This window comes from Enterococcus sp. JNUCC 77 (assembly GCF_054819945.1).
The window spans coordinates 1,174,968-1,187,694 of sequence record NZ_JBTHIG010000001.1; the positions used below are offsets into that span (position 1 = coordinate 1,174,968).

At 33.8% G+C, this 12,727-nt stretch carries 10 protein-coding genes; 9 read left to right on the top strand and 1 reads right to left on the bottom strand.

From position 1 onward, the window contains the following. Positions 1-11: 11 nt before the first annotated feature. Positions 12-1,820 (bottom strand): glutamine--fructose-6-phosphate transaminase (isomerizing), encoded by a 1,809-nt coding sequence (gene glmS / locus ACVWNY_RS05890; protein WP_218325405.1) that lies wholly within the window; start codon positions 1,818-1,820, stop codon positions 12-14. A gap of 408 nt (positions 1,821-2,228) precedes the next feature. On the opposite strand from glmS, the gene ACVWNY_RS05895 reads away from it, so the two are divergent. From ACVWNY_RS05895 to clpX, 9 genes are all read left to right on the top strand, one after another. Further along, a complete protein-coding gene (locus tag ACVWNY_RS05895; protein ID WP_218325404.1) occupies positions 2,229-2,513 on the top strand; it encodes a hypothetical protein in 285 nt (94 codons plus the stop codon). A 17-nt stretch (positions 2,514-2,530) separates the two neighbouring features. Beyond that, the gene (locus ACVWNY_RS05900) at positions 2,531-3,451 is read left to right on the top strand and encodes a tetratricopeptide repeat protein (RefSeq protein WP_218325403.1); all 921 of its coding nucleotides are present in this window, start codon (positions 2,531-2,533) and stop codon (positions 3,449-3,451) included. Between the two features lie 91 nt (positions 3,452-3,542). Further along, positions 3,543-4,826 (top strand): trigger factor, encoded by a 1,284-nt coding sequence (tig, locus tag ACVWNY_RS05905; protein ID WP_218325402.1) that lies wholly within the window; start codon positions 3,543-3,545, stop codon positions 4,824-4,826. A gap of 102 nt (positions 4,827-4,928) precedes the next feature. Beyond that, on the top strand, positions 4,929-6,446 hold the full coding sequence (locus tag ACVWNY_RS05910; protein ID WP_218325401.1) for a glucosyltransferase domain-containing protein: 1,518 nt from the start codon (positions 4,929-4,931) through the stop codon (positions 6,444-6,446). A gap of 163 nt (positions 6,447-6,609) precedes the next feature. Continuing rightward, entirely contained in the window at positions 6,610-7,923 is a 1,314-nt protein-coding gene (locus ACVWNY_RS05915) for a GH25 family lysozyme (RefSeq protein WP_218325400.1), read from the top strand. 106 nt (positions 7,924-8,029) lie between these two features. After that, on the top strand, positions 8,030-9,475 hold the full coding sequence (locus ACVWNY_RS05920) for a DUF2142 domain-containing protein (protein ID WP_218325399.1): 1,446 nt from the start codon (positions 8,030-8,032) through the stop codon (positions 9,473-9,475). Between the two features lie 78 nt (positions 9,476-9,553). Beyond that, positions 9,554-10,714 (top strand): MFS transporter, encoded by a 1,161-nt coding sequence (locus tag ACVWNY_RS05925; RefSeq protein WP_218325398.1) that lies wholly within the window; start codon positions 9,554-9,556, stop codon positions 10,712-10,714. 2 nt (positions 10,715-10,716) lie between these two features. After that, a complete protein-coding gene (locus ACVWNY_RS05930) occupies positions 10,717-11,211 on the top strand; it encodes a GNAT family N-acetyltransferase (RefSeq protein WP_218325397.1) in 495 nt (164 codons plus the stop codon). A 218-nt stretch (positions 11,212-11,429) separates the two neighbouring features. Beyond that, positions 11,430-12,677: an ATP-dependent Clp protease ATP-binding subunit ClpX gene (gene clpX / locus ACVWNY_RS05935; RefSeq protein ID WP_218325396.1), complete on the top strand. Its 1,248-nt coding sequence runs from the start codon at positions 11,430-11,432 to the stop codon at positions 12,675-12,677. The last annotated feature ends 50 nt before the right edge of the window (positions 12,678-12,727 follow it).

Here is a 12,727-nt window from a genome sequence, read left to right on the forward strand (position 1 = left end):
TGCTTGTAATTTTATTCAACTGTTACTGACTTAGCAAGGTTTCGAGGCTTGTCAACATCAAGTCCTCGTTCTAAGGTTGCGTAATAAGCAATTAATTGTCCAGGAATAACTGATACTAGCGGACGTAATAATGGGTGAACCACTGGCAAAATAATTTGATCACCTGATTTACTTAATTCCTCAGAGACAATAACTAAGGTGTGCGCACCGCGACTTTCAACTTCTCGCAGATTGCCACGCGTATGTGGAGCAGTTATCGGATCAGTAATAATTCCCATAACCGGTGTTCCTTCTTCAACTAAGGCAATTGTCCCATGTTTTAATTCACCGGCTGCAAATCCTTCTGCTTGGATATAAGAAATTTCTTTTAGTTTTAAAGCAACTTCCATCGAAACATAATAATCCTCAGCGCGACCAATATAAAAAGCATTGCGCGTCGTAGCTAAGTAATCAGCTGCGATTTCTTGAATCATAGCTTTTTCAGAAATCATAACATCCATACCATTGGCTGCAATTCCTAATTCTTGCACCAAATCAAAATCTTGTGCTTCAGCAATTTCTTTTGCTTCACCTAACGCTTTAGATAAGATAGTTAATGCTGCGATTTGAGCGGTATACGCTTTAGTTGAAGCAACAGCAATTTCAGGTCCTGCGTGTAAAAGCATCGTGTAATCAGCTTCACGTGATAAAGTTGAGCCAGGAACATTGGTCACTGTTAGAGAAGGATAACCTAATTCATTTGTTTTAACTAAAACTTGACGACTATCAGCAGTTTCACCACTTTGTGTTAAGTAAATGAAGAAAGGTCGTTCTGAAAGTAGTGGCATATTGTAGCCAAACTCGCTAGATAAATGAACTTCTACCGGGATACGAGTTAATTGTTCAATGACTTGTTTGCTGGCATGACCGGCGTTGTTACTTGTACCAGCCGCAACAATATAAATCCGGTCACTTGCTAGTAGACTATCTAATAAATCTTGTTCTACCACGACTTGACCATTTTCATCAGTATATTCACCAATCATTCGACGCATTGTTGCAGGTTGTTCATCAATTTCTTTTAACATGTAATAAGGGTAAGTTCCTTTTTCCATATCTGCTAAATCGATTTTTGCAGTATAAGGTTCCCGTGCAATTTGATTGCCTGCGTAATCTTCAATTGATACAGCATCTTTGGTTACAATGACCATTTCACCATCGTTGATTTCTAAAAACTGATTGGTCTGTTCTAACATTGCCATTGCATCGGAACATACCACATTAAAACCATCTGCTAAACCGATTAGTAAAGGACTTTTATTTTTTGCGACATATATTGTTTCCCGGTCATTTTTATCGACTAAACCAAAAGCATAGGAACCATGAATTTCTTTTAAGGCTTTTTGGAAGGCTGCTTTTGTAGTTAATCCTTGTTCAACAAAGTATTCCACTAGATGAACAGCAATTTCAGTATCTGTTTCTCCATAAAAAGTGTCTTCAGCTAAAAAATTTGCTTTTAAATCATCATAATTTTCAATTACACCATTGTGAACCAAGACAAAACGTCCACTCTGAGAAGTATGAGGATGGGCATTTAACTCTGTTGGTTCACCATGTGTTGCCCAGCGAGTATGCCCAATTCCGATATTACCTTGAACGTCTTCTCCAATTTTTGCTTCTAAATCAGCAATACGTCCGCGAGATTTTACTAAATAATCGTTTGCCTCATCAGCGACGAAAATGCCTGCCGAGTCATAGCCACGATATTCTAATTTTTCTAAGCCGTTTTCTAAAATTTTAGTTGCGTTGTTATTTCCTACGATTCCTACGATTCCACACATAATGTTTTTCCTACTTTCATCACAATATATGTTTCCGAGCTAATTAAATGCGTCTTTGTTCTTTTCCTGTTAAAAAGTTTTTATCGCATTTTGTAGAGCTTAGCAACCCTGAAGCCATCCGCCGAATCTTTCGATAAGCTTCTTCCTCGTCACCTTGTAAAGGCCTGGCGCTATCTTATTGGTCTATCTAATAAAGATTTAATTCATTGCTGCCGGAAACATTGATAAATATAAACTATAATCATAAAAGTGTCAAATACTTATTTTGATTATTTTTTAATTGGTATAGATGAGATTGTGAAAGAACTTTCCAAATTATGTCAGGTATTAACTAAATTTAAGAGAAAAATCTCCAATTATTCGATGGAATCAGTTAAAATAAAATGAATCAATCAATAGGAGGTTGTCATGGAAATTGAAAATTTAACCATTGGAGAGCTAAAAAAATTTTTGGCGGAATTAGAAAATAAAGATGGCATAAATGATGAAACAAAAATTTTTTTAGATACTGGCTGGGATAGCATACAAGAAATTTCACCAAATGCTTTAAGTATAGAAGAAACAAAAATTTTTGAGATAGAAGATCCTTTAAATCATGAAGTTTTTACGGGACACTCGTTAGTAGAAAAAGCTGAAAAAATGAATGCCAAGGGGCCAATTGAAAAAGTTTTAATCATTCGGAATTTATATTAATGAAAGGAGAGGGTAGGTTGTCAGAAATACAATTTCCTAAAAATTTTGAATTTTATTGTAAAGCTGGACACTTGGCTTTAGAAAATAGTGATATGAATCAAGCATTCTCATCTTTTGAAAAGGCTTATAAAATAAATAAAGATCCGTTAGTAAATTTTATGTTATCGACGATTTCATCTCAAAAAGGTAATATTGAACTTGCCATCCAATATGCAGAGGAAATGTTAGATAATTATTTGATTGATTATCAGCGCTTTGAGTATTTTTTACAGTTGTTACTATTAAATTATCAATTTGAAAAAGCCCGAGCTTGGGTCTGGCAGGGATATAAGCAGCAATTGATTACTAAAGAGCAAGTCAATGACTTTTCTTATGTAATAGATGAGCAAGCTCAAATGTTTCCAGAAGAATGTACTGATGATCAACTATACAGCTTGGATGAATTGCTGGAAGAATTAAAGGCTCCGGTACTTGTTCAAATAGAAACAATAAAGAAAAGCGAGAACTTATCTTTGGCTGATTTAATCGAACTAGGCAAACAAATTTTATCTGAGGATAAAGTTACTTTGTTGGCTAGAAATTATTTATTCGAAGAATTGTCGAAAAATGAAGTTGATCAAGTCTTTGATTATCTCGATTTGAATGATCAAATAATAGAATTAAATCCAAAAACAATTGGTACTGATCTGAGAGATCAGTTAATGAATGATATTATTGCGAGCTTAGCTGAGAAATTGGAGCATCAAGATCCATACCTGCTACAAAATTTAATTGAGGAAGTTTATGTGGAGCAAGCATTACTTTATCCTTTACAGGTGTTTTATTCAGACACTGCCGAATGGGTAAACAGCTATTTATCGTCAGATAAAAATGATGACTCAGAAATCAAAAAAATACGAGAAAAATTAAAAAAATGGCAAAGCTTTTATCAGAGTTAAAGAGTTGAGAACTAAGCTTTATATTTACAATTTTTATTCAGTAGTGTAAACTTAACAAGTATGCAAATTTTAATATTCGGAGGGAAATCAAGTGACTGTAAATTTCGAAAAAACTGGCACCAATGAAGGTGTAGTAACTTTTTCAATCGCGAGACCAGAAATTGAAAAAGGATTAACAAATGCTTTTAATAAAGTCAAAAAAAATCTAAACGTACCGGGCTTCCGTAAAGGAAAAGTTTCTCGTCAAATGTTCAACCAAATGTATGGTGAAGAAGCACTTTATGAAGATGCGTTAAATGATATTTTACCTGTAGCTTATGAAGCAGCAATCAAAGAGTCTGGTGTTGAACCAGTTTCACAACCTAATATCGATGTGGATAGCATGGAAAAAGGACAAGATTGGGTAATTAAAGCGACTGTAACTGTCAAACCTGAAGTAAAACTTGGCGAATACAAAAGCTTAGAAGTACCAAAACAAGAAACAGAAGTAACAGAAGATGATGTGGACGCACGTATCAAACGTGAACAAGAAGCACAAGCTGAATTAGTGATTAAAGAAGATGCCGCTGCTGAAAATGGCGACACTGTAGTCATTGACTTTGAAGGTTTTGTTGGTGAAGAAGCGTTTGATGGCGGGAAAGGTGAAAACTATAGTCTTGAATTAGGTTCTGGTTCATTTATCCCAGGCTTTGAAGAACAATTAGTAGGTCACAAAGCTGATGATAGCCTAGACGTAACTGTTACTTTCCCAGAAGATTATCAATCAGAAGACTTAGCTGGTAAAGAAGCAGTCTTCAAAGTAACTGTTCATGAAGTAAAAGGCAAAGAATTACCTGAACTAGATGATGATTTTGCTAAAGACGTTGATGAAGAAGTTAATTCATTAGACGAATTAAAAACAAAATATCGTGAAGAATTAACAGAACAAAAAGCTGCTGCTGCGAAAGAAGCAAAAGAAGAAGCTGCCATTAAAGCAGCTGTCGAAAATGCTGAAATCGTTGAATTGCCATACGTGATGGTTCACGATGAAGTTCACCGTTCAATGGACGAGTTTCTTAACAACATGCAACGTCAAGGTATTTCTCCAGAAATGTATTATCAACTAACTGGTTCAACTGAAGCAGATTTACACACACAATTTGAAGCAGAAGCTGAAAACCGTGTGAAAACAAACTTAGTAATGGAAGCTATTGTTGCTGCCGAAAACTTCACAGTTGAACAAAGCGAACTTGATGAAGAAATTAAATCTTTAGCTGAAATGTACCAAATGCCTGAAGATCAAATCCGCAATGTTTTAACTGAAGATATGTTAGAACATGATATTAAAATTAAAAAAGCAGTTGAATTAGTAACAGAGTCTGCTGTTGAAAAATAATTCTTAATTAAAAGAAAAATAAGCAAGTAGTGTGAGCAGTTATTATGCACTACTTGTTTGTTTTTATGTAAGGGAACAGATTGATAATTAAGGGGGAAACAAATGATACTAAGTGAGTTGGGTCGTTTAAAAGCTTTTGGGAAAAACAATAAAGCGCTAATTTTACTTACATACTTAGTGATATTGGTGTCTTTTGGAGCGAAAATATTTTATTATAATTTTTCAATTGATACGGAAGAGTTTATGTTGTTGGCACCTATGAATGGGTTCATACAATGGGCAGAAATGGGTCGATACGGACTTTATTTTTTGAAACGTTTTATTTCAGGTTATACGATTAATGTGTTTTTAATTAATATTTTAACTTATTTAATATTGGGACTTATGTCAATTTTATTTTCTTACATCTTGGATCGCATATATCAAAGCCGTCAAAAAGGAAGTTGGATTATTCCCGCAACATTTGTTTCATCGGCTATTTTATTGGAACAGTATAATTTTATTTTGCAAAGTTTTGAAGTAGCTTTATCAAATCTATGTGTCATATTATCTGTTTATTTTTTCTACTTATTTATGTCAGAGAAAAAGAAACTATTTTTGGCAATTAATATTATTCTAGGTGTGTGTGCTTTTTCAGTGTATCCATCTAATTGGATTACGTTTGTAGTTGTTACAATTATTATGATTATCGCAATAGTGGATAGTTCTGAAAAAAGAATTTCTCTAAAAGACGGTTTATTATTAATTGCCTCATATATAGGGTCTTTTTTAGTCATATTTATTATGAATCAACTGATGTATAATCTTACTTTATTTTTATTAGGCACTCAAAAAAATCCTTATGTAGAGTCAGTTATTTTATGGGGGAAATTGCCAGTTTCAGAAATTTTTTCAAGTATTATTAATAATACTTATTCTCTTTACAGTGGTGCGCAATCAATTTATTTTGGTAAGCTAATGGTCTTAGTTGTAATCGTATCTTACTTAGCTTTATTTTTTGCTAAGAAAAATCGGATCTGGTTATTCTTATTGTTAAGTTCATTATATTTCGCCATTCATTCAAGTATCTTTATCTTTGGATCAATTGGCCCTATCCGATCTCTAGTACCATATTATCCATTGGCTGTTGGCTATGTCTATTTTTATATTTATAATAAACTGAATTTAAAATATGTAAAAACTATAGTAGCAATTATCATTGTCATAATTTCATTTAAGCAAATGAAGCAATCGGCTTATTTGGCGAATCAAGAAAATATCATTTATACTGAAGCGTCAAGGTTTAATCAACAACTTAGAAGTAAAATTAATACTCTAGATATCAAAGGGAGTTATTTAGATTACAAACTAGCAATTTTTGGACAAAAACAATTTCCTATCTCTAGAGGATTAATGATGGGAGATGTATTAGGTCATAGTTTTTATAATTGGGATGTGAACAGTCCCGTTGGTGTGAGTCATCGCGTAGCAAACTTCTTTGATATCACAGGAACGCCAATTAAAAGAGTTTCAGAGGAAGAATATCAAGAAATTTTACCTGACTTTAATGATATGGGGGTCTTTCCTGAAGAGGATTCAGTGAAAATCGAAGGCGATATTATTATGGTTCGAGTAAGTTAACTAAAAAAATCAAAATCCAGATACTTCATTGGATTTTGATTTTTTTTGTTATAAATAGTGATGTAACCAAATTGTAAAAATAAAGATAAATAGTTTTGTTCATTTCATTAGTCTTTTTTGGTAAACTGAGACTAGGTTAAAATGTTTACCAAAGGAGATTATAATGAAAAAAAAATGGATAGGTTTAAGTTTAATGTCAATGATGGCTTTAAACATTGCTTCACCAGCTTTGGCTGAAGAAGTAAGTACATCTGAAGAAAATAATTCTGTTACAGCATCAGCTGAACAGGATCAAGATAATCAAGAATCAGTAAACCCAGCTTCATTGATTGGTGAAGATGGCAGTCTTTACATGGCGCCAAGCGGACGATCTGATTTGCTTCCACAAGTTCTTTCAGCTACGACTCGAGCAACTTTACCATCGGTTGCTGCGACTGATAATAATACACCATCAAAAAGTTTTATTGATGTTTCTTCACATAATGGAACAATTTCAGTGGATCAATATCGTTCTATGATGGCTTACGGTGTAACAGGCGTAACTGTCAAGTTAACTGAAGCGACTTCTTATCGTAATCCATATGCAAAATCACAGATTGATAATGCCAAAGCAGCTGGTTTACTTGTATCAACTTACCACTATAGCTGGTTCACAAGTGATGCTGCTGCTGCCGCAGAAGCAGATTATTATGCGCAATTTGCAAATGAATTAGGTTTAGATAAGAGCACTGTAATGATTAATGATATGGAAGAACCCAATATTGCCGGTAAAGGAGACCATACGGCCAATTCAATTGCTTTTGCTAACCGCTTAAAACAGTTAGGCTTTAACAATACCAAACATTATATTGGCTTATACTGGCTAACTTCTGGACGTGTGAATGGTCAAAGTATTGGTGAGAAAAATATTTGGGTAGCTGCGTATCCTTACACTCTGACTACAACAAATTATTATACGCAATATGGTGCATGGCAATGGTCTTCTCAATTAGGTTTCCCCAACGTTTCCGGTAGATTCGACATTTCTGCAGATTATATTGGTGATTACAGTATGCCTCTTGATCTTGAGAGCCCTGAAGGCACAACAGCAATGTATAGAATGTATAATACTAACAGTGGTGAACATTTCTATACTTCAAACGGCGCAGAAAGAAACTCCTTAATTCTAGCTGGCTGGAATTATGAAGGCCGCGGCTGGAATGCACCGAATGAAGGTGAGAATGTGTACCGTTTGTATAATGCTAACGCTGGAGATCATCATTATACAAAGTCTGCGGCTGAACGTGACAATTTAGTTGCTCAAGGATGGAAAGATGAAGGGATTTCTTGGCGCTCTGGTGGAGAAACTGCTTTACATCGTCTGTATAATAAAAACGCCAAAGCAGGAGCCCATCATTATACATTAGATACAAATGAACGTGACCACTTAGTTTCAAATGGCTGGAATTATGAAGGTATCGGTTGGTACGGTAATTAAAAAATAGTAAACCATCAGTTTTCAGCTGGTGGTTTTTCATTTGTTGGTGTTATAAAAACTAGTATAATCTTTTTATTATTTAAAGATTCTAAAGGAGCGATTAATTATGTTAGGACAAATCGCAAAGAAAATAAAAAATGTTCATATAGCTGTTTTCGTATTCATTCTTTTCTCAATCATTTTCGGAGGTTCTTTTGTGAAATTCATTCCTCCTTTACAGGCACCAGATGAATTGGGCCATTATTTAAAAGCTGATGCGCTTTCCCGAGGCGAAGTGGTTCCAGTAATTTATAATAAAAATAATGTTGAGAATGAAAATGCCAAGTCGTGGAATGAATTTGGTTTTTATGCCTCAAAAGGAGTAGAAAAAATTGTTAAACTATCTTTCACGGTAGGAAATTATCCGGAAAATAAATTTGATTACCAGAAAGCTGAGGAAGACAATTATCCTTCCTCAGGTAAAGTTTTTTTACCAACAGGTGGTATAACAAATTATTCGATTATTAATTTCATTCCTCAAACATTGGGGATTCTTTTTGGAAAAGTACTTAACACTTCTCCTTTAGCGCAATATTATTTGGCAAGGGCATTTAATTTAGTATGCTATATTGTCTTGATAGCAATTGCAATTAGTCTGTTTCCTTTTTCTAAATGGGCAGCGGCAATAATTGGATTAAATCCATTGGCTATTTTTCTTGCTGCATCCACTTCAGGAGATGGTTTAACAAATGGCGTTGCGCTTTTATTTTCAGCTTATGTTTTAAGATTGGCAGCCAAAAAGCAATTGACAGAAGAAATAGAAGAATCGTCTAATAGGCTTTCATCAAAAAAAATCATGATAGCAGGTCTACTATTAATTATTGCTGTCACTATGAAACCAACGAATATAGTATTAGGTTTGTTATTCTTTTTAATACCTAACAAAGATATGAATATCCGCCGTAAAGTTGTTTGGGGAAGTGTTATTCTTGCCTTATCTATAGGGCTTTATCTTTTATGGAATTCTTTGATGGTGGATCAACAGATTCTTTATCGGGATTTTGCTAATCCTAATCTACAATTACGTCATTTTTTAAGTAATCCAGGTATTTTCTTTAACAATTTAATCAAAAATTTTATTTTCGGAAATAAAGGTAATTATATTTTACTATCCTACATGGGTAATTTTGGGTGGTTGAACACACCTATTGGTTGGCATTGGGCAATCCTGTATTATAGTTTATTGATAGTTTCAGCCTTCTTACCTAATCAAAAAGCAATATTTTTTAGATGGCCTAAAAAGCTTGTTCTAGGAGTAGCGTTAATTTTGTTTACACTCTTAACTTTCTTTGCTTTATATCAAATCTGGAACCCAGTAGATACTAAAAAAGCTATTCAAGGGGTACAGGGGCGCTATTTTATTCCGATAAGTTTTGTATTTATTCCACTTTTTTCAACAAAAGAAGGAACGATAAATGTAGCCCAAAATAAAATTTTGATTGTTATTGGTAGTATTTTAGTGATACTGTGGCTAGCAGTTTTACGAATCTTAGCGGTAAGATATGGTTTTTAAAAAGTTAGGTGGCTTTGGCTGCCTTTTTTTGGTTATAATTGAAATATAAAAAGTTTAAAATGGAAGTTGGTTGTGTAGATGGTAACAAAGAAAAACTTTTTACTGAAAATAGGAATCCTATCAGTTTCTCTGATACTGGTTTCGTCTTTATCCATTTCCCCAGCGATCCCCGCGATTGAAGGTTATTTTGATCATATCTCTGCTTCATCAATTGAACTGATGACTACTGTACCATCTTTTTCAGTGATGATTATGGTCTTACTAAGCAGTTTTATTTCCAACAAAATTGGTGAAAAAGTGACTGTCATTTTGGGACTAAGTCTAGTTTTAGTGGCGGGAGTGTTACCTTTTTTTCTAAATGATTTCTCTGCCGTTTTCCTTTCGCGAATTATTTTAGGTGTGGGTCTTGGTCTGATTAATTCTTTAGCTGTCAGTCTAATCTCAATCAACTTCAAAGGAAAAGAAAGTGCCTATCTAATGGGGCTACGTAGCGCATTTGAAAGTGGTGGGCAAGCCATTTTAACTTTTTTGGCTGGTCAATTAATTTTATTCAATTGGCAAAGTGTCTTTTTAATTTATTTATTGGCTTTGCCGATTTTGTTACTATTTATGTTTTCCTATCCTGATAATAAGAAAAAAGATTCAGATGTTGAAATTGATAATAGAAAGCAATCAGTCAATTTTTACGTGATTTTGATTGCTGTTTTTTTAGTTGTTATTGTAGGTGCTCAAACGGCTATTATTATTCGCATTTCGGGTATTGTCACTAGTTTTAACTTTGGGAATATGGTTGATGCGAGTCGGGTACAGACATTGATGACTGTAGCGGGAATGATTTTAGGTGTTTTTTTTGGTCGTATTTTTATCTCAATTCGTTACTTCACAGCGTCACTTGGTTTAATTATGATGACCATGGCTCATTTTTTAGTCTATAGTGCCAATAGTTTAATGGTTATTACTGTTGGTGCAGTTTTAGCAGGTGCGGCATATCCACTATTGATTTCTTTAATGTTTCATTTGGTTTCAGAAGTTTGTCGATCAGGTTCAGAGACACTCTGTATGTCAGTTGCATTAGTCGGATGTAATTTAGGGGGATCGTCGGCACCTTATTTCCTAAAGTTGATTGCTTTGATTACCGGATCAAAAGCAATTAATCAGCCTTTTTTAAGTTTTACATTCTTGTTTGCGGTATTAACAATTCTAAGCTGGTTTTTTTGCAGAAAAAGGAGTTTAAAATAAAAATGATATCTTTTAAATTAGTTGAAAATGAAGATTTAGTAATGATAGAAGAGTGGTTAAATTACGAACACGTGAAAAAATGGTATGAAATACCAGAACTAAATGTATCGATTGACGATTGGTTAATGGAACTTAGGCAAAGAGAAGAGCAGTTTAATTGGCTTACTCACTTGATTGTTTTTTGGGATAATCAACCTTTTGGATTTTGCCTATATTACAAAGCTAGTGATAGTCATGGTGAAGATTTTGCGGACATCTGTTTAGATGGAACTTATGGTATTGATTATTTGATTGGAGATCCTGCTTTTTTAGGAAAAGGCTACGGTAAAAAAATGATTCTTTGTTTGATAGAAAAAATTTTACGTTTAAAGAATGCAAAACGAATTACAGCTGAAATTGATCCATCAAATATAGCTTCAAGAAATGTTTTATTGTCTTGTGGATTTCACTTAATAGGAGAATCAAACAATCGTTATCTATTAGAAAAAGAATTATGAAATATTAATTTTAAGATTAAATTGAAAGTAGTTTTTTCTGAATAAAAGTGAGCTTTAACGGATCGAAAAAAATATTCTACTAAAATAATAATCTTTTGATTTTTTTCTTAATAAAAGAGTAAATAGAATCAGCAATGATTGTCTTTTAGCACCTTTATGTTATGATAGTGAAAGACTGCAAAGATTATTTGTAGTAATCGAATCAAGAGGTGAAGGCCATGTATGAAAGTACTGACTCGGGTGAAACGGTCCGCTGTTCTTTTTGCGGAAAAACCCAAGAAGAAGTAAAAAAAATTGTCGCAGGTCCTGGCGTTTATATTTGTAATGAATGTATTGATCTTTGTAAAGAAATTATTGATGAAGAATTTCATGAAGAAGCGCTTCGTGAATTTATTGATGTTCCAAAACCCAAAGAATTATTGGACATTTTAAATCAATATGTAATTGGACAAGATCGCGCAAAACGGGCATTATCAGTTGCTGTATATAATCACTATAAAAGAGTAAATACGGATACTGAGAATAAAGACGAAGTTGAATTACAAAAAAGTAATATTTGTCTGATTGGACCAACTGGTTCTGGTAAAACTTTCTTGGCACAAACGTTGGCACGTTCATTAAATGTACCGTTTGCGATTGCTGATGCCACAAGTTTGACTGAAGCTGGTTATGTTGGTGAAGACGTAGAAAATATCTTGCTTAAGTTATTACAATCGGCTGACTATAATGTTGAACGAGCTGAAAAAGGCATCATCTATATCGACGAAATTGATAAAATTACACGTAAAAGTGAAAATGTCTCTATCACTAGAGATGTTTCTGGTGAAGGTGTACAACAAGCCTTATTAAAAATCTTAGAAGGTACGGTTGCTAGTGTACCACCACAAGGCGGGCGCAAACATCCTCATCAAGAATTTATTCAAATTGACACAACCAATATTTTATTTATTGTTGGTGGTGCTTTTGATGGTATCGAAGCAATTGTTAAAAATCGTTTAGGTGAAAAAACAATCGGCTTTGGTAGCAACAATAAAAAATTAGATGAAAATGCTAGCATGATGCAGCAAATTATTCCTGAAGATTTATTAAAATTTGGTTTAATTCCCGAATTTATTGGTCGTTTGCCTGTGACAACGGCATTAGAAAAATTAACGACTGAAGATTTGGTCAGAATTTTAACGGAACCAAAAAATGCTTTAGTGAAACAATATCAAAAACTATTGTCTTACGATGACACAGAGTTAGAATTTGAACCTTTAGCCTTGGATGCAATCGCAGATAAGGCCATTGCACGAAATACTGGGGCACGGGGATTACGTTCAATCATTGAAGACATTATGATGGATATTATGTTTGATATTCCTTCTGATGAAAACATCAAAAAAGTGATTATCACTAAAGATGCTGTTGAAGGAAACGGAAAACCAATCGTTGAATATCATAGCGATAATAAAAAAGCAGGTTAAAAAAAACAGCGTGGCAGATATTTTATATCCAGCCACGCTATTTTTTTGAA